At 43.6% G+C, this 25857-nt stretch carries 17 protein-coding genes; 8 read left to right on the top strand and 9 right to left on the bottom strand.

The genetic code is table 11. From position 1 onward, the window contains the following. The first annotated feature begins 22 nt into the window (after positions 1–22). Positions 23–1366 carry a DUF2851 family protein gene (locus BQ7997_RS13790; protein ID WP_073346918.1) on the top strand — a complete coding sequence of 448 codons (1344 nt, stop codon included), beginning with the start codon at positions 23–25 and terminating at the stop codon, positions 1364–1366. A gap of 7 nt (positions 1367–1373) precedes the next feature. Here BQ7997_RS13790 and BQ7997_RS13785 read toward each other — a convergent pair whose 3' ends face one another. After that, a complete protein-coding gene (locus BQ7997_RS13785; protein WP_073347421.1) occupies positions 1374–3983 on the bottom strand; it encodes a TlpA family protein disulfide reductase in 2610 nt (869 codons plus the stop codon). A 291-nt stretch (positions 3984–4274) separates the two neighbouring features. On the opposite strand from BQ7997_RS13785, the gene BQ7997_RS13780 reads away from it, so the two are divergent. Continuing rightward, positions 4275–4748: a DUF4348 domain-containing protein gene (locus BQ7997_RS13780; protein WP_374117630.1), complete on the top strand. Its 474-nt coding sequence runs from the start codon at positions 4275–4277 to the stop codon at positions 4746–4748. Between the two features lie 46 nt (positions 4749–4794). On the opposite strand, the gene BQ7997_RS13775 is transcribed toward BQ7997_RS13780, so the two are convergent. From BQ7997_RS13775 to BQ7997_RS13755, 5 genes are read right to left on the bottom strand one after another with little or no spacing between them, the layout of a single operon-like run. Then, complete coding sequence (locus tag BQ7997_RS13775) at positions 4795–5310, bottom strand: DUF1573 domain-containing protein (RefSeq protein ID WP_044654299.1); 516 nt, start codon at positions 5308–5310, stop codon at positions 4795–4797. A 43-nt stretch (positions 5311–5353) separates the two neighbouring features. Then, complete coding sequence (locus BQ7997_RS13770; RefSeq protein ID WP_073346917.1) at positions 5354–7507, bottom strand: DUF4838 domain-containing protein; 2154 nt, start codon at positions 7505–7507, stop codon at positions 5354–5356. Continuing rightward, entirely contained in the window at positions 7482–10448 is a 2967-nt protein-coding gene (locus BQ7997_RS13765) for a tetratricopeptide repeat protein (RefSeq protein WP_022137053.1), read from the bottom strand. Before BQ7997_RS13765 ends, BQ7997_RS13770 begins: the two co-directional genes overlap by 26 nt. 31 nt (positions 10449–10479) lie before the next feature. Then, a complete protein-coding gene (locus BQ7997_RS13760; RefSeq protein ID WP_073346916.1) occupies positions 10480–11958 on the bottom strand; it encodes a glycosyltransferase family 2 protein in 1479 nt (492 codons plus the stop codon). A 5-nt stretch (positions 11959–11963) separates the two neighbouring features. After that, the gene (locus BQ7997_RS13755) at positions 11964–13136 is read right to left on the bottom strand and encodes a HEAT repeat domain-containing protein (protein WP_073346915.1); all 1173 of its coding nucleotides are present in this window, start codon (positions 13134–13136) and stop codon (positions 11964–11966) included. A gap of 324 nt (positions 13137–13460) precedes the next feature. On the opposite strand from BQ7997_RS13755, the gene BQ7997_RS13750 reads away from it, so the two are divergent. The 6 genes from BQ7997_RS13750 to BQ7997_RS25515 all read left to right on the top strand — a co-directional run bounded on the left by BQ7997_RS13750 (position 13461) and on the right by BQ7997_RS25515 (position 20880). Further along, positions 13461–14813: an LruC domain-containing protein gene (locus BQ7997_RS13750; protein ID WP_044656106.1), complete on the top strand. Its 1353-nt coding sequence runs from the start codon at positions 13461–13463 to the stop codon at positions 14811–14813. Between the two features lie 115 nt (positions 14814–14928). After that, a complete protein-coding gene (locus tag BQ7997_RS13745) occupies positions 14929–15642 on the top strand; it encodes a DUF6250 domain-containing protein (RefSeq protein ID WP_083589237.1) in 714 nt (237 codons plus the stop codon). A gap of 35 nt (positions 15643–15677) precedes the next feature. After that, positions 15678–18755, top strand: coding sequence for a chondroitinase family polysaccharide lyase (locus BQ7997_RS13740; RefSeq protein ID WP_073346914.1), 3078 nt, complete (start codon positions 15678–15680; stop codon positions 18753–18755). A gap of 251 nt (positions 18756–19006) precedes the next feature. After that, the gene (locus BQ7997_RS13735; RefSeq protein WP_004323210.1) at positions 19007–19387 is read left to right on the top strand and encodes a transposase; all 381 of its coding nucleotides are present in this window, start codon (positions 19007–19009) and stop codon (positions 19385–19387) included. 35 nt (positions 19388–19422) lie between these two features. Next, the gene (locus BQ7997_RS13730) at positions 19423–20322 is read left to right on the top strand and encodes an IS3 family transposase (RefSeq protein ID WP_139260910.1); all 900 of its coding nucleotides are present in this window, start codon (positions 19423–19425) and stop codon (positions 20320–20322) included. A gap of 408 nt (positions 20323–20730) precedes the next feature. Next, entirely contained in the window at positions 20731–20880 is a 150-nt protein-coding gene (locus tag BQ7997_RS25515) for a hypothetical protein (protein ID WP_159436764.1), read from the top strand. Between the two features lie 6 nt (positions 20881–20886). Here the strand turns inward: BQ7997_RS25515 and BQ7997_RS13725 are convergent, their stop codons facing one another. The 3 genes from BQ7997_RS13725 to BQ7997_RS13715 all read right to left on the bottom strand — a co-directional run bounded on the left by BQ7997_RS13725 (position 20887) and on the right by BQ7997_RS13715 (position 25845). Further along, entirely contained in the window at positions 20887–22158 is a 1272-nt protein-coding gene (locus BQ7997_RS13725; RefSeq protein ID WP_073346913.1) for a DcaP family trimeric outer membrane transporter, read from the bottom strand. Positions 22159–22212: 54 nt separating this feature from the next. After that, complete coding sequence (locus BQ7997_RS13720; protein WP_073346912.1) at positions 22213–23157, bottom strand: tRNA-dihydrouridine synthase family protein; 945 nt, start codon at positions 23155–23157, stop codon at positions 22213–22215. A 132-nt stretch (positions 23158–23289) separates the two neighbouring features. After that, on the bottom strand, positions 23290–25845 hold the full coding sequence (locus tag BQ7997_RS13715) for a DUF4955 domain-containing protein (protein ID WP_073346911.1): 2556 nt from the start codon (positions 25843–25845) through the stop codon (positions 23290–23292). Positions 25846–25857 lie beyond the last annotated feature (12 nt).

Here is a 25857-nt window from a genome sequence, read left to right as displayed (position 1 = left end):
CGCACATTAACGTCTTGTTAACATGGAACACCTTCTCCACTACGTGTGGAAACATAAATTATTTCCTCTGAAAGTACTGCAAACCACGAAGGGCTTACCGGTAGAAGTTATTGATTCCGGTCTTCAAAACCCGAACGCCGGCCCCGACTTTTTCAATGCAAAACTAAAAATAAACGGTACCCTATGGGTGGGAAACATAGAAATACACGCCCATGCTTCGGACTGGCTTCGCCACGGACATCATTGCGACAAGGCTTACGACTCGGTGATTCTCCATGTAGTGGGAGAGGCGGATGAAGAAATAGCCCGCACTAACGGCGAACAGATTCCACAACTCCTATTGACTTGTCCCGAAACGGTGAAAGCCCATTATCACGAGCTCTGCACTGCCGACCAGTATCCCGCCTGCCACCCTGTCCTTGCTTCCCTGCCCAAACTCACCATCCATTCCTGGCTGACAGCCTTGCAGACAGAGCGATTAGAACAAAAGGCTCAACTAATATCACAACGTCTTCAACATTGTAACAACAACTGGGAGGATGCTTTCTTCATCACCATCGCCCGCAATTTCGGTTTCGGACTGAATGGGGATGCTTTTGAAACGTGGGCGGGCTTGCTTCCGTTTCGTGCCATGGATAAGCACCGCAACGATTTGTTTCAGATAGAAGCCTTTTTCTATGGTTTGGCAGGATTGCTTGAAGATACATTTCTGAAAAAGGAAAGGAGTCAGGAAAAGAATAAGGAACAGGAAAAAGTGCAGAATAAAGAGCAGGAAAAAGAACAGGAAGACGAATACAGTGTTCGCCTTTGCAAAGAGTTCCGTTATTTGCAGCGAAAGTTTGAAATTACCCGAGTGATGGACGCTACATTATGGCGTTTTCTCCGCCTTCGCCCGGAAAACTTTCCTCATATTCGCTTGGCACAGTTGGCTTATCTCTATCAGAAAGGGGATAAATTGTTTTCTCGGCTGTTGGAAGCCGAAACATTGCCGGAAGTAAGAGAACTGTTGGCTACCCGCACTTCCGCTTATTGGGAAAGCCATTATCTATTCGGACGGACTTCTCCACAAAAAGAAAAAACACTAGGAGAGAGGTCTAAGGACTTGATTATCATAAATACCGTGATACCTTTTCTGTATACCTACGGTTTGCATAAAGCGGACGAGCGGATGTGTGAACGTGCCGGCCGTTTTCTGGAAGAGTTGAAGGCAGAGGATAACCACATCATCCGTTCGTGGAGCAACACCGGACTATCGGTAGCTTCTGCTGCGGATAGCCAGGCGTTGATACAACTTCAAAAGGAATACTGCGACAAGAAAAAGTGCCTGTATTGCCGCTTCGGATATGAATATTTGCGGAAGAAGTGAGTGCCGCTTACCTCTCCAGTTCCTTGTAAACTGCATTTAGAAGTTGGTCTTCCATTGCAGGTCTGGGAGCTTTGCGGTTTACAATGTTCCCCTGCTTGTCTATTAGCATATAGGTGGGAAAGGAATGTACGCCAAGAAATCTCTCGATAGCGCTTTGTTGCTCGTCGGGCAGGTTATAATGAACGGCACTTTTGCCGGTCAGACCATATTCTTTGATGATGTTTTTCCATGATTTGTCCGAAGAGTGGTTGCAAAGATAGAGGAACACTACATCTTTCCCTGCAAATAGCTTCTTGATATTTCCTGCATACTGCATCATGTCCTTGCACGGGCCGCACCACGTGCCCCATACATCCAGATAAACAACCTTGCCTTTGTATGGCTCGATAATTTTACGGAACAACTGCCCGCCGTCCGTCATACCTGCCAATGGTTCGTTTGGCATCAGGCTTTCGGGGTATTCGATGGTTTTATTCGATATCTTCTCGTATTTCTGTTGTTGATTCATTACGTAAGCCAGTAGGGAAGGATTGGATACGTCTTTCTTGAGTCTGTCCATAAGTATGTCCGGCAACTCTTTGTGAGTGCCTTGAAGTATTCCGTAATAGCAGTGGGTCTTCAATATTTCTCTTAAGCCGGCATCCATTTGCAGGGAGTCGATGATTGCTAGAGACTGGTTGATTGCGTTCAGGTACATCTCCGTTTGTATGTGTTCGTTGAGAAGATTATCTCTGTTTACGAGGTGCTGCACGATATCAATATTCGGTTTCAGCTTTTCGGCATAAGCTATTATTTCCAGAGAGTCTGCTTTCGAAGCCTGCAAACCGTCAATCTTCTTCTGCATCTCGCAGAAATCATGAAGTGCTGTTTTCTCTTCGGCAGACAGTTTAATCGTTCCTTTGGCATCAAATTCATAGTAAATCTCCTTCAATCCGGCCGGAGTTATGTTTATATTCTGATGAGCCGGAGCAATGTCTCCCAGATATCCGACATAATCTCTCATGAAAGAACCGTAGTCTCTGAGAAGAGTATAGGGCTGTACGGGATGTGGATAACAGACTGAGTCTACGTAGTCCATAAACTCCTTGTCCAGATGTTCCTGCTTGTTGCGATTGACGTTGAAGCGGCGTTGCATGAGGCCGGATGCCGCGTCGTAACGGATTGCGTTCCCGGTGTAGTAACGGAATTTGTCTGATAGCAAGGGGTGCTCCCTAAGAAATTTCTCCCGGTATTCTACTTTTCGTCGGGTTCTTTCTTGTGTTTTATGCAGGTACTCTGAATTGCTTCTTTTCTGCTCTTCGTCGTAGCTCAGGAGTTCACCGGGACTTTCATAAGTTAGTAATTCATTGAGGAACCGTGATTTGTCTCCCATGAAAAGCTTCTTTCTTTCTGCGAAATCCACAAACAGAAAGTAGGTTTCGCCCGGTTCGACACACGTCCAGATAGTAGTGCGCCCCCAATCAATAAATGCGTTGTGGCTGTTCAATACCGGAAAGCGGATCGAAAATCGTCCCAAAGAATCTATGTCTGTGTAATATTTCACTTCTCTGCCGGTAATCATATCGGGCACGGTTATTTCGAAAGGCCTGTCGGAAGGCAGGTTGCGCAGATATCCCGCAATCGTCACACTGTCTGTCCGGTAGCCGTTGTCAACAAATGGTGTGTTGTCGGCTTGCGGATAATCAGGCAGGCGTTGACTGTCGCAGAAGTTGTATGCCTGTGGCTTTTCTTTTCCGAATTTTAATGTACAGGATGTTTCGCTATCCCGTTTCATTTGAATCTCCAATTGCTCCGTGCCGTTTTTCAGCAAGATAGTTGTCCGGTTCTTTTTAGTCCGTATCGATTTATAGTCCCAGAACCGGCATTGGTAAACGGCGAAATTCTCGAAAAAGCCGATGACCCAGTCTCCGGTTGCCGGATCGACCAGGCATCCGGTGATGGCATATACTTCGGGGCGGGAAGTTGCGATGGGAAATACTGTTTCACTCTGTAATTCGGCGGCTACTTTCATTGAGCCGGGGAAAGGGAAACTGAGGTAAAACAGTTTATACCGTTCACCGTTTTTGGCAAGCAGACGATACTCTTTATTGAGAAAATGCCCGGCGGATACGATGTTCCATGTCTTTCCGCCATTGAGTAGTTTACCGTCGCGTGTAAATTCATAGAGAACGTTTCCCGATAGTCCTTTTACCCATTTTTGATATATGATGTCGGGCAGCATAGTAGGAGAGAGCATTTCTGTGTGGTCGGGAATTTGCTTGCGTACACAGTGTTTGGGTTCTTTCCATCCTTCATAGAAAAGGATGGCGCTATTATCACTGAGGGGGGTGAATCGGAAATCCATTTTATCCCCCTTTGGACTCTGTAGGTGGAAGAGATAACTCCCGTCGGCTTCCTGTTCCATCTGTTCGACTTGGAAAACGGTATAGAGAGCTTCCACAAAGTTCTCTCCGATCAGCGGCCCGTTCCAGTCGGATACGTTATTTGTTTTAAATTGCCAGTAGCCCCGCAAAGATTCGGGGATTGTCCGGAAAGTGGCGGACTGGGCATAAATGATGTTCTGCATACAGCAAAAGAGCAGGGCTCCTGAGAGAAGAAAAAGACGTAAATGTTTCATTTGCATGTTGATTTAATGTTCTTGATTAACATAAATACCCTCAAAGATAAGTTTACCCCACATCCGGGGTTTGTTATTTAGGCTTGTTTAACTGTGTGTTTCCTATTTCGGGACTTCATTGTTTGGGAATGTTTAACTTGTGATTATCTTTGTGCCCTGAAAGTGATGCTTGATATAGCGGAAATGAACCACTGATATTTTATGATTATGGAAGTAAAAAGGTATTTGTTTAGTCTGTTAGCCAGTATGTTGCTTGCGAGCGTGTCTTTAAACTCCTACGGTAGTGATTCGATGTCCGGAGCCGGGAATGAGACAGTGCAGGAACAGGAAGATTTCAAGAAGTTTCTGGATAAATTTACTTCCAGTGCGGCATTCCAATATACCCGTATCAAGTTTCCGTTGAAAACTCCGATTACCTTACTGGCAGATGACGGCGAAACTGAGAAAACATTCCCTTTCACCAAAGAAAAATGGCCGTTGCTGGATAGTGAGACCATGAAGGAAGAACGCATCTCTCAGGAAGAGGGCGGCATCTACGTCTCCAAGTTCACGGTGAACGAGCCCAAACATAAGGTATTCGAGGCGGGATATGAAGAATCGGAGATTGACTTACGTGTCGAATTCGAGCTTTCGTCTGACGGGAAATGGTATGTAGTGGATTGCTATACAGGGTGGTATGGCTATGACTTACCTGTCGGAGAGTTGAAACAGACCATTGAGCATGTAAAAGAAGAGAATGCGACATTCAAGGAGATTCATCCTTAGAAAACACAATAGGTAATAAGTGATAGGTTGTTACCTATTACTTATTTTACGGTTCTCCTACGTAGTATCCCAGTTCGGATTCTTTTCCGTCCACCATTTCTCTGACAATACCGTTTTTAGTGTTGAACTCCTGGTAGAGTTCTTCATAGTCACGCGTATAATCAGCGTCCGGTACTACATTGACGTCGAATTTCAGTTCGGCTCTTCCATGAGGAAGCATATTGCCGTAAATCCGGATGCGGTGAATAACCTCTCCTACATTCTTAATGCTGTTGTAGGTTGCCTTGAATTGCCTGATACCATCCTCAGGTATGATGATATGCGAACTTTTGTCCAGAATGATACAACCGCAGGAAGGCTGCATCTCCGAGATAATCAAAGGAGCGTCTCCTGTATTGGTTACAGTGAACATGATGTCAAGCTGTTGCCCTTGTTTAATAGGGTAATAGTGCCTGATGGAATCCTTTATAGTCATGCTCGTAGGCTGCACTTCCTTTTTGCATCCTGAGAAGCAGAAGGGAAGTACAGTCAATAGGAGAATATAGAATATCGATTTACTCATAGTTGCCAATCTTTTTTATAATGTCATTTCTTTTGGGGGCTCTTTATGGAATGAACGCAATTTCATCCATGCCAATTTGAGCTCCCGGTTTTTTTGTACCGGTGATTTTTATGCTTAACAGCTCCGTTCCGTTCAAGTCAACGGGAACAACGGCTTTTTCCATTTCTCCCTTTTCAACGGAATCATCCGGGCTTAGGTTTATTTTCTTATAGCTTGCTCCGTCTCTCGATACCTCGATTTGTTGCGGTGCGTATATGCGATGCCTGGGGAGATTCAGGAAGCTGATGTAAACTGTTCCCGATTCATTGATTTCTTTCACAGGCAAGTCGATGGTACATTCTTCCTGCGGGAAGATAATCCAACCGCAATGATAGTTGTCAGGTAGACCGTGTGTGCCGTCTGTAAGTCTTTTCAGACTGTTCTTGTTCGTTTTGGGAGTGGAAGACGGTGTAATCCCTAGGAATAAGTCCTTTTTTATGTCGGAAGCAAGTATATATTGCTCCCATTCCTTTATATAATAGTCTATTTCATTGGCAGACTCATTATAATACTCCATTCCGGAGAATGCTTTATGTTCTTTGAGTTGGGTAACCCATTTCCGCGCCTGAGGAACGGTCTGGATTTCTTTTCCATTCCGTTTGGCGTATCCGTAAGTATCGTAACTATGGTCGCGTCCCATTTCCAACCGTGTAAAAGACAGGGCTGTCTGAAGCTCATGCAGCTTCTTGCGTTCTTTCCCTTTGGCGTCGGATACAAAATGGCCCATTTCATCATAGAATTTGATGAATTTCTCCGGATTGAGATAGGCACCTTCTGATTCCCGGATTCCTGCGTAAAGACCTAGCTTCTTCCCGGATTGGGTGCTGTTTTCCAAATCAATATAGTAATCGCTCAGCCATTTCTTTGATACGGGGTACTCCTGATTGAAATAGTTTCTGATTAAATCGTCTACCGCCTGTTCGGGATTAATAAGGAGTGCTGATAATACAAAAGTCCTCATTTCATCGAAAGAAGAGTAGCTATATCCGCTTCCGTTGAAGAAGATTCCGCTGGCTCCGTTTTTCTTGAAGAATTGGAGTCTTTGTTGGGCTATCTTTAATATGGGGAAAGGCGTAAGGTAATCATCGAAATTATTGATATAATCCCATATATAGATGTTCTTCGTTACTTTCTTCCAGTTCTCCAGTTGCTGGGCAAATTTCTTTTCCTGTGCGTCCTTGCTGTCTATCCAGCAGAGCGGGAAATCTATGGCACTGACCATTACTCCTGCGTTGGCGGGGAGTTGCTTATCTGTGGCTTGTTGTGTGCTTAGATAAGAAGTGGTAAAGAAGAAATGTCTGGGAAAACGTTGCGCCAAGCGGAGTACCAGTTCAGTGACGGCAGGTGTCGCGTTCTTCTCGGAATTTCCCAGGGCTGTACAACTGGCACATGTGCAGGCGTATGGATTGTCATCCGGTGCGATAACAAAACGGGAATTCCCCTTTTCACCGAAGTTATTTACAATATAGTCTTCAATCTGAGTGTACATTTCGGGGGAAGAGAAACAAAGTTGTGAGTCGTCTGTCTTTCCATGAATGGTGGCGTACACTTTGTCTGTGTTGTCTCCCAGTACCTTTCGCAGGTTGTGTCCCCATATCCCCCAACTGTCGTCAAAGTTGTTGAGTCCCATCACTCCCGTATAGTCGGAATTCAGGCCGGCCGGTGAGTAGATGCTTTGATAATCGAAAGCAAAAGTACCGCAGGTGTCTGTCAGGTTGAGCAGTGCCGGCGGCAGGTCGGAACCGTCTATGCGCGGGTCTTCCTTACTTATCTTTTTTATGAGCTGATATTGCAGCCATAACATATGCCGGTCGTCGGAAGCCGTCAATTTTATATCCGCTCCTTTGCGGGAGATTCTGAATCCTTCCTGTGCCGTAGGGTCTATCTGTATGATGACATGCCACATCTCTTTCTCGGAGACGCCAAAAGCCACCATTTCATCGTCGTTTGCACGTTTCTTGAGATGCTCGTACAGGTATTTGGCCCATCGGGTATCTCTGTCGGTCGGGTCTTGGCCAATCGTTATGAGGTATCCTTCTTTCGATGGAAACATCTCCGTGCGTGCCTGCATGCGGCAACCGGATAGCAGACAGCAAATGCATATCATTCCCGCCAATAGGGGGCAAAGCTTGTCAGAATGAGATATAGATTTGTGCATAGATGTTGTATAAGTTTTTATAACGTGTCGATATGGACTCTATTCGATTGAGCGGACTCGTCCCCCGCACTGCATTCGTTTGGTTATAATAGGTATTCCAGGTGCCCATCAAGCCTATGGTAATGTTGGGACTAACCATATATTGTCCCCCTAAGCCCACCATGGTGTTGGTGTGCGAGAAGGAGCCGGGCAGGGCATAATCCAGTACGGCTGTTTCCGGTGCCGAACCGATGCTTGCCATGGCGTTGATATTCGTCTTTCCGTCATTGGCAGGGAAATATTTGGCGCCAATCTGTGCATTGTAATAGAAGCTGGAATTGAAGAAGTGCAAATCCAGTTTCGTATTCAACCGGACTACCTCGATGGTCTTGGCTACCTCTCCACCGATGGTGAGCAGGTTTGTCTTCGACTCGTCCCAACCGGTAAATAAGAACCCGTTCTCTCCGTTGCTGCCGGCAAAGAAATCGTCGTTCCATTCGTAATGCTTGTTGTAGGCGGCTACGCGTCTATATCCCACGTGCGCGCCTATTTCCCAGTCATTCTTGAGATAATGTCTCAATGCAATATCGGCAGTAATGTCCGGGAAGTATTTGGTAGCGAGGGCTGCGTTGACCGTAGCACTCCATTTGGGCGAGAAGTGATGTGTCCATTCACCTTGTACCTGGATGCCGACCCCTCCTGGTGTCTGCTCTTCAGCTTCCATACTGTCGCTTGCCGAACCGCTTCTTCCGGCATAGTTGAGACGTCCCGTATAGGTGTTCTTTTGGTTCTTGCGGGTGTACTCGGCACTTGCGACGGAAGTGATGATGTCTTCTTCCCCGTAGCGTGCACGTAGATAAGTCAATGCTATCTCATTCTTGAGCATCATGCTTCTTAGACCCGATAAGTGCCGTTGGAAAGAGCGATATTCCATGATGGACGGCTCATAAAACTTCTGATAATAATAAGCTGAATCGGCCTGTCTGTTCGCTTCGTATACTACTCCCTTGGTGTACTTCAGCGAACGGTTCTGACTGTCATAAAGCAAGGCTGTATCGAGTACGGCGAGAGCCTGTTCAGGGTCTTTCGCTTTTGTCAACTGCAAGGCACGGTATTCACTGCTTTGCGAGAAGGCACCGATAATCTCTTTGTTGCTCGGATACTTGTTGAGTATCGGCTTCAGGAATTCCAAAGAAGCTTCATACTTCTTGTCGCGTTCAAGAATGGTCGACCTTTTGGCCTGGAAGAACGGCTCTTCGGGATAGTAATTGATTCCCTGTTCCGTATATTTCTCGAATTCATCGTATTTTCCTAGTAAACCGGCGGAGTTGATCGCATACCGTAATCCCAAATCACTTGATGGATTCAGGCTGACGAGTTTGACCGCTTCACTATATGCTTTCTTGGTAGCTCCCGCTTCCATGCATTTCTTGATGTAAGGAACGGCTAATTCTTCGTATCCGATGACGTAGAAGATGCGCATATCCTCGTCACTTTGCTCGATGGCGGACAGGTAAAGTTGCAGGGCTTCTTCGGTCTTGTCCATTTTATCGAGAATAAATGCCCTTTTCAACGTACCGTTTTCATATTCCGGGAAGTGAAGGGTGATGGTGTCCAGGGTGGCCAGTGCTTCGTTGTAACGTTTCATGTTAATGTAGCAACTCAATGCTTTTTCCCATGCCGCACCATTGACCTCGTTATCAAAATGCCTTTGGGAAACAAATAGCACATGAGGCAACGCTTCCGCATACAGTCCGAGTTCCATTAACTTTTCCGCCTTCTTCATGTGCTGTGCGGACATGGCTAAAGTGATGTCATAGTCATCGGGATACATATCATACAGCTTCTTCAAGGCGGAATAAGCGAGGTCGTCCTCGTTCATCTGGCGATAAAGCATATACTCTTTATATAAAATACCTTTGTCCGAGTTGCCATATTGCTTCTTGGCTTCTCTGATATAAAACAGTGCGTCATCGGTATATCCCCTTGTCACCGAGGTATTCAGTAGATAGTCTAGCGCTTCTTTGTTCTTATTGCCGCCTTCGTAAGCCATCCCATACAGCACATACGGATCCCGCTGCTTCTCTGCACGGGCGGCTTCCATCAGCAGGTCGTTGTACATACGGCGTATGGCAGGACTGTTGTTTCTTCTCATTTGCTCGCGCATGAATGCCAGCGCTTCGGGATAACGCGCCAATTCACCGAGGATGGAAGCTCTTTTTACGATGAGGGCACCGCTTCCGGGAAGGACAGCCAAACCGTTCGACGTCCATCCCAAGGCAGCTTCCCTGTTACCTTCCTGCAAATGCAGATTGATAATGTCCAGATAATATTCTTCGTTATCGGGAGATACTTTGATTAGTTCCGTCAGCTTTTCGATCGCTTCTTTCCGGTTACCGCCTTTTTTCATCTGCTGATAACCGATCTCCATGCTGTAGATATAATCTTTCCTCAGAATGGTGTCATTCGGGTAAATCTGATTGATCCGCTTCAAAAGGCGGTCGGCTTCAACATCGTTGTTCTGCTTGCGGTACAATTCAATCTTTCTCCGCCATAGACCTCTCCAATACGGATTCACTTCCAGAAGCTCGTTCACATAACAAATCGCACTGGAATAGTTCTCTGTTATATCTTCAACGTCTACCAGCAAATGCTTGGCATTGACATTGTTATAATTATCATCGACAGCTTTCACAAGATGGTAACGTGACTGGTCGTAGTCCTTTTCATGAAACCAGTATTTTCCCATAAGCCATTCAAGGTCGGAAACATTCGGATATTTCTGAAGCCCCTCGTCCAATATCTCTTTCCCCGCTTCCCACTCCTCGTTTGCAAAGTGCTCCTGTACAATCTGGGCATATTGCTCCGGTGTCTGGAAGCCCTTGTCAGTCCCTACGGAAGAGGTGATTAGCAAAAGCAGACAACCTAATATGGTAATCTTATGGAGAAATTCTCTGTTCATCCTATCTCGTTATTTATATCTTTCTAACTATTTAAATCGTTGCCGGTTCAGGCTTTACAGTTGCGTCACCGCCGGCTCCGGTTTCGCTTCCTTTTTTCTGTTTGAATCCTGCCCGTTCCATCTTTTTCCACTTGAAGTCCCTGTTTGTCAGATAACTGAGGTATCCTCTCAAAGAGCAGAAAGTGATGATGGGGTGATAGAAAATCGGCTCCAATATCGAAGCAATGATAATCCACAGGTATTCATACCCTCTCTTATAGAGCATCCCGACGTAATAATCATAAGTGATAACCACAATGGAAAGGAACTGGCAGAACGTGTAGATGGTCAGATAAATCATCCATGCCGTATTCCAGTTGACCGCTCCCGTGAAAGCCAGGTAGAGGAATACTATCAGACCTGTCAATTCGATGATGGGTGCCAGAAGCTCAAAGATGAACATATAGGGCAACGTGAGCAGTCCCATCTGTTTATAGGTCTTATTGAATATCATTTTATGATGGATACTCAGTGTTTGGAACAATCCGCGTGCCCAGCGGGTACGTTGGCGGTAAAGCATCGCGAGGTTAGGCGGCCCTTCCGTCCAGCAGCAGGTATCCGGAATTTGGACAATCTTGTAAGGGCGCGAGAAGTCACACATATATCCTACCATACGGGTAATCAAATCCATGTCTTCCGCAAAGGAAGGAGCATCGTACCCACCGGCCGCAATAGCTACGGAACGGTCAAAAAGGCCGAATCCACCGGAAACATTCGGCATGCCATTGATGGCAGACCAGCCCATTTTGCCAATCAGGTAGGAACGCATATACTCCAGATTCTGGAAAAGCGGAATCGGGGTACGCGGAGTTCGGACATCAACAATCTGCCCGTCTTTCACTACACATCCGTTGGCCATCAGCATCGTTCCGCTGACTGCAATCACTTGCTTGTCTGAAGAGATAATCGGTGAAATGCAACGGTAAAGAGCGTATTTCTCGAGGATACAATCCACATCCGTACAGATAAAGTAAGGGTATGAAGAGACATTAATACCTGCATTGGATGCATCCGCCTTGGTTCCGCCGTTTTCCTTGTCGACGATGATAAGCTGGCTGTATTTGGGATTTGTCGACTTCAAAAGTCTTCTGAACGGTTTGGTCTTGATTCGTTCGATATATGCATACGGCACTTCTACCAGTTCATAATACTCGATCATCTTTTCCAGGGAACTGTCCGTACTGCCGTCATTTACAATGATTACTTCGAAGAGCGGATATTCCAGTGCAAGCATGGAGTTGATATTGTCGATGATCGTTTTTTCCTCATTATAGGCGGGAGCAATCACCGAGATACCGGGTGTATAAGGAGACTCTTTGATTGTTTTCCGCATATAGCTTTCCACATAATAGTCTTTTCTCCGTTTCAGGGAAACGAAAGAAAGGAAAGCGAATGTGACAAAGCTTATCGCCAGCATACTCGTATAAAAGAATACGAAATAATTGAAGAATGTAAATATAATATCTCTCATATTCTCTAATTTGACTGGTTGATTAATGGATGCTTCGTATGGGCGAACAATATTGCAGAGTGAGAATCAGCTTTTCGCTCCAATTGATCGAAGGTTTTTCTTCCCATCGCGCTATATTCATATAGGGCTTTCAGGATTACGCGCTTCGTTCCCCAGTTGTCCGCTTCATCGTAAGCATTGTAAAGAAATCCCAAAGCCTTGTCTGTCTTCAGATCTGCAATGGCCGTGATGATTTGTCGCTTGACTTCTTCCGGTTGCACATGATACATTTCAATCAACTTGGGTTCGATTTCCTTATATTTTAGTTTTCCTAAAGTTCTTATTGCTTCACCCTTTATTTCTGTAGAACGTGCGTTGATTTGTTTTGCCAGAATCGGGGCACTTTCCGTTTCATTATATAACCTGATCTCATTGATAAAGAATATCTTCACATTCTCCTCAGCCGAGGTGTTTACCCATTTAATGAAGCTTGGAGTGTTATAACCCACTTTCTTGCGGTGTTCCAGGATGGCATGCAGTTCCATCATGTCCCATTGCCTTAACTTCATCCCGATATCTTCATCAAAGAAGCGGAACGGATCTCCCTGGCTTAACCACATATAAGTATAGCGCGCCGAGTTTCTCAATTCCATTTCGCGGTGGTAGAGAAAACGCACCAGCACGGCTTCGGAAGCATATCCGTTGATGGACTGGATAAGTTTCAGGGCTTGTATCTTGGCTCTCTTGGAGCCAAACTGGAGTTCGCGTTCGAGAAAACGCGTTATCTGGAATACGGTTTGTATAGATTGGTAGTTGACTTCGTTGATTTCATTCTCATGTGCACTCTTGATTTCTGTCAAGAGTTGCGTGACAATGCGTAGTTCGGTAGGTTTGGGACGTTTCTTTGTATCATATGCTAATCTGTCTGCTATTTCTTCCTCGCTTAATGTGTTGGAATCTAGTGAAATAGATTTCATTTCTTCATAATACTTATCGAACGCCTTATTGTATCTCTTTTTCTCTTTCCGCCGTTTGAATATACCATATATGATATGGAATAACAGGAATAAGTACGCAATGATGCAGAACAATACGGCAATTGAACATATTCTTATGATCAGAGGATACCCTATAAACTTATAGTATATCCAATAGAAATAGTATTCTATGAAATCTATGCCATATAAAACCTGGTCCATTTCCCTTGATATATTTATCTAAAAACTTGTATAATTCAAACAAATGCCTTACATTTGTTGTATTGAATGTTCTGCTCAATGCAAATATACTAAATAAGTTGTATATATTATCCATTGTCTATGAACAGGGCTTTTAAGAGATATTTCAGGCTTTGTGATTATATTCGATGAAAAGGATTGAAAACACAAATAAAGGGACTGAAAAGGTGATTGGACGTTAAAGATATTTTTGATTAGTTAACTAATGGGGCATGTCGATGCAAGTCAAACGGTATGATTCCATGGAATAATGAAACAAACAATAATTTAAACTTTGGAATAATGATGAAGATTAAAAATTTGATGTATGTCCTTATGGGGACATTTGCCATTGTTGCTTGTACGGATAGTGACAATGAGGGAGTTGTGAATAATGGAGAAGGGGGAGGTGATAATTCTCCTGAATATGTAATTCCTGCTGGATTTAATTTTGCAACTAGCCGTGCTGTTGCAGTTGAAGTGGCTTCTGCTAACCCTGTAGTCGTATCTTTGTATTCGGATAAAGATTGCAAAGAAGAAAGTTTGTTGGTTGGCGATTTACTTGTTAAGGGAGAAAAAAGTTTAGAGCTGAATGTGCCGATTCATTGTACTAATCTTTATTTAAGATATGCAACGGCGACGGCAACAGCTAAAGATGTTGCCTTCCCGATTGCCAATGTTACTCGTGGCAGTGAAGTTGTAGCGATTACAGTTCCCGAGGATGCAGTGCAACCTACTAATGAGAAGGATGCCGGATGGCTTTTCTATCATAATACGGGTGTAGCTATGTTTGAAGACAACTGGCCGATAGAACCGGGGCAGGACAATGATTTGAACGATGTAGTTTTTGAATATGATTTGAAGGTTACTGAATGTCAGAATGAGGAATTGTTAGTAAATCAGGCATATAAAGAAAACTTGAAGCTGACTTTGGATATTCGTGCGAAAGGTGGCAGATATCCTACAGCGATTGGTGTAGTACTTGGTGGCTTGGACAAGAAATATATTAATGAGGCTACTGCTGTAACCCGTATTGTATTGAAAAAGGGACAGGGAACAGAGGACGAATTAGCTGTAGGGAAAATGGAAGCGGAAATGCGCGGAACATTGTTTGGTAAATCGCAATATTGCAAGGTTACCGTAGATACGAAAAATGGTAATCCTGTTATCATAATGGATGGATTGGCTGATTTAGGTGATAATACCAATTTCTTCCAAACTACAGAAGGATATATAAATCCGGGACAAGGCATGTTGCGTGCAGAGATTACTCTGAGTGGTAAAGAACGTACCAGTCTTACAGAGGATTTGGATCAATTGAAGGCTTATCGTGAACTTATTACTAATACAAACAATCAGAACTTCTTTATTGTAACAAATAGCAAAAAGGAAATTCACATGAAGGGTTATAAGCCGACTTATCTTTATACCAATTATGACGCTGATTCAAAAGGTGAAATGATGGACGGTGTTCCATATTGCAATAAGAATGGTTTTGTTTGGGGAATTAAAGTTCCTGTTGGTACAAAACATGCTTATGAGCGAGTGCTGTTTGATGATGCTTATCCTGAATTCCGTGGTTGGGTGACTAGCAACGGTGTTGATAATAAGGATTGGTATTTGCACCCGGTAGGTGGAAAAGTAGTAGAAGCTTGGTAATGCAATTTCTCATTCAATACGTTATTTGAGATATTTTGTACAATTTGAACCCCTCTTTTTTCGAAAAGAGGGGTTTCTTTGTATCCGGAAGAACGATCTTTAAACTAATACCGTAATGATGAAGCGATTTTTTATTAGCTACAGTCTGATTTCTTTTTTCTTTTTGCATGGTGTAGTGCTCTTTGCGCAACACGAATATTCTATAGCGCAACACGGAAGCTCCTTTGCGAAGCAATGGAAAATAGAAGATGAATCTCATGCCTTGCGGATAATAGAGCGTGCAGATACATTGGAACTGATTGTTCCTGGTGGCTTGACACTGTGGTATCAGCAACGCCTGACTGGTGATTATGAAATAAACTACCGTATCTGTATGGTAATGAAAGGCGGAAAGTACGACCGTCTGAGCGACCTGAATTGCTTTTGGGCTGCCAATGACCCTAAACACCCAGACAACCTTTTTGCCCGTAGTGGGTGGCGAAATGGTGTCTTTAAAAACTACAACACATTAAACCTTTTCTACGTTGGATACGGGGGAAATGATAATTCTACTACTCGTTTTCGCCGTTACCGGGGTGAATATTATGGAGTGGCAGATGATAAAGTAAAACCACTGTTGAGTGAATATACGGATGCGCCGCATCTGCTTGCTCCCAATCAATGGTATCAAATCCGGATTCGGGTAAAAGAAGGGGTTACCACTTACTCGGTAAATGGAGAAGAACTTTTCCGTTATTCGATAACAGACGGTACGGGAGACGGACATTTTGGTTTACGTCTTTTGCAGAATCACGTGTTGTTTACCGGCTTTAAAGTGACTACATTCTAAACTTGCATATAGAAAACTAATCAGATAATATATCTATGATGAAACAATCTTTTACCAGACTCGGAGTATTGACTCTATTTTCCTGTTTATGTTCCGCATTTCTTCATGCGCAAGTAGTAACAGACGAGCGGCTGTTCTCTTTTGAAGATCTCCAGGTTCCGGGCTGCATTACGAGTATCCATTCCCAACTTTCCGTCTCCGATATACATTATAAAGACGGAAAACATTCGATGAAATGGGACTTTGAACCTGGTGGTATATTAGAACTCAAAAAAGACTTGAAGTTTGAAAAGAAAGATCCGACCGGTAAAGACCTGTATCTTTCAGCTTTTATAGTGTGGGTGTATAATGAAGAACCCCAAAATGCAACTATTGAATTTGAATTCTTGAAAGACGGGAAGAAATGTACTTCCTTTCCTTTCGGAATCAACTTTAAAGGTTGGCGTGCCGCATGGGTTTGTTATGAACGGGATATGCAAGGTACACCGGAAGAAGGTATGAACGAACTTCGCATTGTTGCTCCAAATTCAAAAGGAAGCCTTTTCATCGACCATTTGATTACCGCTACCAAAGTGGATGCACGTCAGCAAACAGCCGATTTGCAAGTGCCTTTTGTAAATGCCGGAACTAATAATCATTGGTTGGTTGTTTACAAACACTCCCTTTTGAAACCGGATATCGAGTTGACCCCTGTCAGTGACAAGCAAAAGAAAGAAATGCAACTGCTGGAGAAACGTTTCCGGGACATGAATTATACAAAAGGTAAGCTCTCGGATAAAGAAGTGGAGACTATCCGTAAGAAATATGATTTCTATCAGATTACTTATAAAAACGGTCAGGTATCGGGTGTACCTATTTATATGGTGCGCGCTTCTGAAGCTTATGAACGGATTATACCGGACTGGGACAAGGATATGCTGACCAAACTTGGTATAGAAATGCGTGCCTATTTTGATTTGATGAAACGGATTGCTGTTGCGTATAATAATAGTGCTGCGAAACCGGAACTTCAGAAAGAAATGAAGCAAAAATTCTTGGCTATGTATGACCATATAACTGACCAGGGGGTGACTTATGGCAGTTGTTGGGGGAATATCCATCATTACGGATATAGCGTTCGCGGATTGTATCTGGCATATTTCCTGATGAAAGACGTACTTCGTGAAGCCGGTAAGTTGCAAGAAGCTGAGCGTACATTGCTCTGGTATGCCATTACGAATGAAGTATATCCTAAACCTGAAGGCAACGGTATTGATATGGACTCATTTAACACACAGACCACTGGTCGTATCGCGAGTATCCTGATGATGGAAGATACACCTGAAAAGTTACAATATCTAAGGTCTTTTTCTCGTTGGATTGATTACGGTTGTCGCCCTGCTCCGGGATTGGATGGCTCATTCAAGACAGACGGCGGTGCTTTCCATCATCGTAATAATTACCCGGCTTATGCTGTCGGTGGTTTGGACGGAGCTACTAATATGATTTATCTTTTCAGCCGGACAGAATTTGCTATCTCGGAACTGGCGCATGAAACGGTGAGAAATGTATTGTTTGCAATGCGTTTCTATTGCAATAAGCTGAATTTCCCATTGTCAATGTCCGGTCGTCATCCCGATGGAAAGGGGAAATTAGTGCCGATGCACTATGCAATGATGGCTATGGCAGGAACTTCCGACGGAAAGTCTGAGTTCGATAAAGAGATGGCATCTGCTTATCTGCGTCTTGTTTCAGATGCTTCTTCCAAAGAGCAGGAACCGGAATATATGCCAAAAGTATCCAGCGCACAGGAACGGAAGATTGCGAAGCTGCTTGTCGATAATGGTTTCCGCCCTGAACCCGATCCGCAAGGAAACTTGGCACTTGGTTATGGCTGCGTATCTGTGCAGCGCCGTAGTAACTGGTCTGCAGTGGCTCGCGGACATTCCCGCTATCTTTGGGCGGCAGAACATTATTTGGGTCATAATCTCTATGGCCGTTATCTGGCACATGGCAGCCTGCAAATTCTGACAGCAGCACCGGGACAGAACGTTACTCCTGCTACAAGTGGATGGCAGCAGGAAGGTTTCGACTGGAACCGTATCCCGGGAGTGACTTCCATCCATCTTCCACTGGAACAGTTGAAAGCTAAAGTTTTGAATGTAGATACCTTCTCCGGCATGGAAGAAATGCTCTATTCCGACGAAGCTTTTGCCGGTGGACTGTCACAACAGAAAGAAAATGGCAATTTCGGTATGAAATTGCATGAGCATGATAAGTACAACGGTTCCCACCGGGCACGCAAATCCTACCATTTCATCGACGGAATGATTGTTTGCTTGGGCTCGGATATTGAAAATACCAATACGGAATATCCCACTGAAACTACAATATTCCAGTTGGCGGTAACTGATAAGGCAGGGCATGATTACTGGAAAAACTATCATGGTAATGGTAAAACATGGATTGATCATTTGGGAACCGGATATTATGTACCCGTTACTGCTAAGTTTGAAAAGAACTTCCCTCAGTATTCCCGTATGCAGGATACCGGTAAGGAGACAAAAGGAGATTGGGTTTCATTAGTTGTCGATCATGGTAAGGCGCCTGAGAATAAAAGTTATGAATATGCCATACTGCCACAGGCGAATGAAACGGGTATGAAAAACTTTGCCAAGAAACCGGCATATAAGGTTTTGAAGCAAGATCGTAATGCTCATATCGTACAGTCGCTGACAGATAACACCTATTCTTATGTACTCTTTGAAACCCCTCGCGCATTACTTCCCGGAGAATTATTACAGCGTGCAGATACCTCCTGTCTGGTAATGATTCACAAAGAATCATCTGATAAAATGCTGTTGACCGTAGCGCAACCGGACTTGGCGTTGTATCGCGGACCGAGTGACGAAGCTTTCGACAAAGATGGGAAACGAGTGGAACGCAGCATTTATTCCCGTCCATGGATTAATGACGAAAGTGGTGAGATTCCGGTGACAGTAACCTTGAAAGGTTATTGGAATGTGAAGGAAACTCCATTCTGCAAAGTGATTTCAGCAGATAAGAAACAGACACTACTTCGTTTTACTTGTAAGGACGGAGCTAGCTTTGAAGTAGAATTGAAGAAAAAATAATCCGGAGTTTTGATTGGCCGAGAACTGCTGTTTTCTGCCTTGTTGCCCTGTCAGTTCCGGCTTCCTCTCTCCCAAGTAATAAATGCAATTCCTCTTTCAACCTATCACCTTATCTGTCACCTATCACCGTCCGGTAAAGCCAAAGCCTGCATATAAACGGAAGCCTACGTGTAAACAGAAGTTTCAACAGGGGATAACTCTGGTTTTGTAGTGTACTGAATAAGTTGACACTTCTAAAATTAGAAATTCATATGGAAGCATTAAAAAAGAAGTACACTCCTTACACAGAATCTGAACGAATGTCGTATATTCGTGAGTATTTATCGACTTCCGAAACGAAGTCTCAGTTTGCCAAGCGTACGGGTATTTGCCGACGTTTACTGATTCTTTGGCTTGATAAGTATCATATAAATGACAAAGTTATGAGTACAGAGCAACCCTCTTTAAGAAAAGACTCTGGTGAGTCTCTCAATGAACTGGAGAAAGAACTCGCTGCATTGCGTGCCGAAAACCGCAAGCTTCAACGTGCTCTTCAGGAGGAAAGTCTTCGTCATGAAGCTTGTGAGGAATTGATTAATCTTGCGGAGTCAACCTATCACATCAAGGTTCGAAAAAACTCCGATGCCAAGTAATCGACACCTTGTCACAGGGGAACTCAGCTCGTCATATGCGCGGTAGCCTGCAGTTCCTCTGTGATTACTTCGGCATAACCAGACAAGGTTATTATAAGCATGTCAACAGAAAAATGGAAATAGATATCCTCACATCAAGCATTGTACTGTATTGTACTGAGTTACGTAAGCTTATGCCCAAGGCTGGTATGCGTGAACTCTATGCATGCTGTCTCCGCAAGTTTGGTGCCAGAATGGTCATTGGGCGTGATCAATGCTATAATATTTTTCGTGCCAATGGCCTGTGCCAACGTGTCAGGCGTGTGAAGCCAAAGACAACAAATTCCAATCATAATTATTACATTTATCCAGACTTGCTGAATGTCACTCCTAAATTTGTAGCGGACACATTCGGTTCAATGGTTGTAGCGGACATAACCTATGTTGCCACGTGCCAGGGATGGGCTTACCTGTCTCTTCTTACTGATGCGGGCAGTCGGGCCATAGTCGGATATGCCCTGTGCAAAACACTTGAAACGGAAGGTCCCTTAAAGGCGCTGAGGATGGCTATGGAGTTTTACAACAGACACAATGTTGATTTGAGTAAGCTGATACACCATTCTGACCGGGGAGTGCAATACTGCTCAAACCTGTATGTGGGGATGCTCAAGAAACATCATATTAATATCAGTATGACTCAGTGCGGAGATCCGCTACATAATGCACTGGCTGAACGGATGAATAACACGATCAAGAATGGGTGGCTTTTTGACTGTGGAGATGACAGCTTTGAACAGTTGGACAAACGTATAGGCGATGCCATATATGCATATAATTATGTTCGACCGCATCAAGGTATACAAATGAGAACCCCGATGGAATATATTCGTAAGTGCAGCGGAAAGGTGATTGAAGTCCCGCTCGTCGGGACGGGTGCTCCCGCCCCTTGCCGCTAGGGCGATCCCCGAGCGAAGAGTTTTTGTTGTTTAATGAAGTTTACAGACCGGAGTCTTGCATTTATAAGAGAAGATACATACTTTTGCAACATCTTTAAAATGACAACTTATATAGGAATTACAAAGGAACAAGTAAACTTATTTAGGTTTTAAAATATATTGAGTAAACTAACTTAGGTATAACAAGCGAAGTTGTCAACTAAATCCAGTACAGTACATTTCAAGGCATGAAACTGTAGTTTCTCCGGTGCGAAACTTTAGTTTCATCAGTGCGAAACTCTTGTTTCTCCGGTGTGAAACTCTAGTTTCAAAGGCTTGAAACTAAATGTTTCATTGCTTGAAACAAATCGTTTCATGCTGAGATATAACTATAGTTGATTGGGCCGCCGTGATGAACATCGTTAGTTTATGGAAGGTAGGGTTGAAGCAACAGGTGACAGCAATGTTGCCGTCACAATGCTGTCACCTGTTGCTGTCACAACGCTATTCGCTTATAATCACAACGTTAAGCTGCAATCGGTGACAGATGACAGCATTATGATTAAAATAAATTGCTGAGAAGAGTTAGAACATAAACATGGCAACTGCGACAATGCGGTTGTTGCATACAGCATGAGTATCTTTGATTTTTCCGCTGGATGTATTCAGAGAGCCATACCATGCGGAGCTCAACGTATATTCTAAACCGAATTTCCAATGAGGTACATTGTAAGTTAGTTCTGCTCCCGCAGTGACGAGTTGGTCGAGGTTTGTTCCCGTACCATATACTTGTGCTTTTCCATCCGGGGCATATAATTCATCGCTTGTTCCCAAGTTTTTAGCATAACCGACAAACACGCCCGGCTTCCATTTCTGTCCGTAAACAACGTTCAGCCAGGAACTGGAAAAACGTATCGGAGTGTATTTCTGTTCTCCTGTGTGTTCATTAATAGATTTAATGCCGAATCCGCCAAGACCGGAAGCTTGTGTAAGATTGGAGCCTAATACACTTTTTGCGCCGATAAACCAGTTCTTATTCGTGTATTTTACATGAGCTTCATATGAAAGAGTTGTGATGCGTTCGTCTACTTTATATTTATGTGTGGCAAGCACCTGTTCTTTTCCATTTACAATCCCATATTCTTGCATAATGGATTCTGTGCGTGGCTTTAATGATAACAACTCAACGCCTACACCTGCTAATAGGCCACCATTCTTATAATCTGCCCCAATATAAATTTCAGGGACACAGCTTTTCTTTATATACTCCTGGCTCTTTCCGGCAGGTCCTTGAGACAAATACTGGGATTGCCATACGGCAGCTCCTGTAAGCTGGAAGTTGCGGTTTGTATAACGATAACGAATTTGTGGCGCACGGCTAAAAGGTTGGAAAGGTGCTCCTACAGAAAGATTCAGAATCTGCGGTGAAACATCTCCGAACAATGGATGCCAGGTTTGGCCGAGCAATAAAGCTGATTTGCCCCAATCCAGATTGAGATATGCATGACGAAGGCGTACTACTGAATAAGAAGTGCCTGTGCCGCGGAAGTCAATCTCTACTTTAGCGGAAGTTTTGGCTGTTCCCAATTTGGGACCGGCAACATCTACTCCCAAGCGCGAATATAACGTATAGAAATTACTATTTGAAGTTGAATTCAAGTCATTCCCGTCCGCGTCGCGTACCTTGTCTTTGGGATACATATAAAACAGTCCGTCCACAGTTTCTTCATTGGCACGACTGTTATAATAAAAATCAGTACGTATTTGTCCGTAGAATTTAAACTTGAAGTCCTTCATCTGTGCAAAACTGCCCGAAACTGTTATCAGGCAAAGAAATAATAGAATGTATTTTTTCATAATGTGCTTGTTTATAAACGGGTGCAAAATTACACAAAATTACGGGTAATCAGCCTATCGTTGATTAAAAAAGGCATTGACAGCCTGATTATATTTGTTCAGGCTTGTACTTTTATGAATAGCTTTCATTAGTTTTTTTTCTGTATTTGGTAATAAATATTCCCAAAAAGTCTTCATCTTGTTTAGGAGCTGTCCGTCTCCGCCTTCAAGCTGCTCTGCATATGCCGTGTATACGCTTTTGTGCATCAATTGCAATTTTTGTACCATTTCATCGAAACTAAGAGCGTGTCCGTGTCTATGCTCTAATGCTAACGCCGGATTGGCGAGTAGCCCGCGTCCTATCATAATTCCGGCTAATGAAGGAAATTTGTCCTGAATTTGTTGAATATCTTCCAGACTGTTTATGTCTCCGTTATAAATAACAGGATGTTTGCAGGCATCTTGAAAATCAGCGAACCCTTTAAGGTCTACTTCACCTTTATATTGTTGTTTGCCTAAACGGGGATGCATCGTGACTTGCCGCAGTGGCAGTTCATTAATAATAGGAGCTAGTTTGAGGCATTCAGCCGCATTCTCCCATCCCAATCTCATTTTTATGGAGAAACTGATTTGCGGATACTTCCGAACCAAGCTGAGTAGTGCTTCCACTTCTTCGGGATAAGGCAGGATGCCGGAACCATTGTGACGCTTTGCTAAAATTGGAAAGGGGCAGCCCAGATTTATATCCGCTTCTTTATATCCTTTTTCGATAAAAAGGGAGAGAATCGCTTCCGCTTTTTCAACTGTCGGAGCTATTAACTGAGGGACGAGGTGGGGCACATGATTGTTTTCCGGTTCGATGCCTCGGACATCCCTGCGGCGGAACTCGCCTTTCTCAATTCGGACAAATGGGGTGTAATAAGTGTCTACGCCACCGAAACAAGCGGCGTGGGCATTGCGGTAAAAAACTTCGGTGTAACCTTGTAACGGGGCGAAATGGATAGGCAGAGTTTCTTGCATGACATTTAATTTTGTTGCAAAGATACGGAAAAAGTAAAAGAGAAGAACCTCGCGGCCCCTCTCTTTCAGGTGTTAAATTGATTAAAGTCTGATTTTCAAATACGTTTTATAATGGTTAGAAAAATTGTGTGTTTATTTTAATGCGTTCAGCCATCCGGGTACATATCCCAAACGATTACGTAACTGTGCTTCGTAAAGGGAAAGAGGTTCTACTGCACCGTTATTGTTTTCGCATCGTTTCATTTGTGATTCATTGAATTGAAGAGATTGTCCATGGAAGCCTACCACAATTGGTGGCAAGAATTTCCACCAGTATCCTTTTGCGTCCCACCAAATGAATTTCTCTTCGGCATCAATGTCTGTATCTGTCTGAATATTTGTTGCATTGAAGTTCCAGATAGTCAGATTTTCCATATGATTTGGCATTTGTGCAGAATCACCGCCTTGTCTCCAGTGCATGAATCCGCCTGAGCAGCAATCAATCAGTGTGGCACGTGGTTGTGTTGCATGCGATTCAAAACAGGAATCATCTCCCCACTTTACGTTCCAGATTACGGCACCCATGCTTTGTTTGGAGACTCCACAAGCGTGATATTGTCCTACGTTCGACTGGTAAGTACCTAAGGTTCCTTCGCCTTCGCCTTTGCTGAGAGTATATCCATTGCTGTTCTCTATCACTTTTCCAATAAATATGCGGGAAGAAGCTTGTGAACGAATAGATGCATGTCCCCGGTTACCGCCAATTTGTATGTCATAAGCAGAGCAGTTTGCTGAATTTGTGATAGACATTGCTTCACTGACACTTTCGAAATTGACACGGCGTATCCAGGAGTTGGTTAATCGGACAAAATCTATCAACTTGAATCCACCGTCATCGATGTCAGAACCATGATGAATAAACTTCTCTTTTGAGTGTCCTTTGAAAGTAAGGTCTTCTATGCCGACATTCTCATAATTGGCGAATTTGGAGATTTTCCAATTCCAGTCTTTATTGATGGCGTGCATAATAGGTTCTTTGAAGGTAATAGTGTTACCGCTGATTTTTTCAATCTGGTGATATTCGTAAATCTGGATACCTTCTGATTTGATGTTAAGTGTTCCGCCGGACTGTACATTGATATCTTGCCATCTGTATGGAGACAGTTCTGTGTTAATAACATCTTCGTTGTTGTTTTTCAGCACAAGGCATACCCAGCTTCCGCTGCTTACTCCGGTCACGCTAGCTGTCACACTTTTACTGCCGATGGGGGCGTCAGCAGTAATTGTTCCCAATTCTGTTAATCCGGAGTTGTGTTTAAATTCCATCATCACAGGTGCGTTCCACATTTCGGTTGTTGGGTTGGGGGAAGTGTTGGCAACAGTCATTTCGAGTGTTGTCTTATCTTTACCTGCTCCTTTGAGTACTATATTTCCCATAGACATACGGATTCTCCGGTTTTGGGAAGCTTTGTCCTGCAATATATAGTTCCCTTCCGGGAAATAGATGACGGCTTTGGCATTCTCTTTGATATAGCGGTCTGTCATACCAACGTCTTCTTGTTTGATATTATTAGTGCCGGCAATTTCTGCCAGCACTTTCATAAAAGCTTCACGGTCGGATTTTCCGTCATTGGGGACGGCTCCATACTTCGTGACATCATAGACCTTATATCCTTGAGCTATCAACATTTCCACATCGGGGGGAGCTGTTTCTCCCCGCATATATCCTGCGTAGGAGAAATCCAGCAATACATTCTTATCATCACCGCTGAGGAACTCCGTCCAAGCGGTGGTTGCATTGGCATCAATTTGGCTATTTAGTAATTTAACCGGCAATTTAACTATGCGGCAATAGCCTTCTTTGGAGAATATTTTAATGTGAATCACGTCTTCATATGTTTCTCCACGAGGATTGGTGGAAGGAGCGGTAACAGTCAATTTTGTTTCTTCCAACTTGATTCCCCATGTTTGGTTCTCAATGACGGCAGTTTCTACGTTGGCTTGTTTCACAACAAATTCCTGTATCTGTTTCAGACCGAAAGTGGCTGTCCCTTCAAATTGAATGTTCAGATAGAAATCTTGTCCGTAGATGGGTATTGTAACTTCACTGTTGTCTGCGCGTATAGTAAATGTGATCTCGCCGGTAGCTTCGTTGATTGCTACGTTACTGAAAACAGAGCTGGCACTTGAGGTAGCTTGTGTTCCATCAGCTATTTGATTGTTTCCTAATTTGCTCCAAGTTGAGCCATTGTCCAGTGAAATTAGCCAAAAACCATTTGCATCCACCTTCATTTTCGGAGTAATTCCAGCAGCACCGGTTTCGGGAATAGCGTTGACCGGTTGATTGTTGAAAAGTAATTCTGTAGTTACACCATTGATGGTATACGCCCAGTTTCCTGATGCATTAATGCTGAATAGGGGCATGTCGTTCATATCAGCCTTTCCACTATAAATATTTACAGTTTCTCCGTTACTGAGTTCTACGGTGTAATTTCCTAATTCATCCTGATTATATCCCATAACCAGAATTACTCCTGCTACCATCTGTTGGTAGTTGTTGATGTCCGTATTCATCTGTTCTATACTTGCTTCCAGATTGGCAACCCGTTCTTTCAGATTGTCAATGTCGGAGCGCAAGTCATCCCGTTCGTCGCACGAGTAAAGTGCGACGAAAAGAATTGTACATATTGATAGTATTACTTTTTTCATATATCAGTAGGT

The organism is Bacteroides congonensis, from assembly GCF_900130125.1.
Taxonomy (GTDB): domain Bacteria; phylum Bacteroidota; class Bacteroidia; order Bacteroidales; family Bacteroidaceae; genus Bacteroides; species Bacteroides congonensis.
The sequence above is the reverse complement of the archived record's forward strand: the minus strand, read 5'-3'. Positions and strand labels throughout refer to the sequence as shown.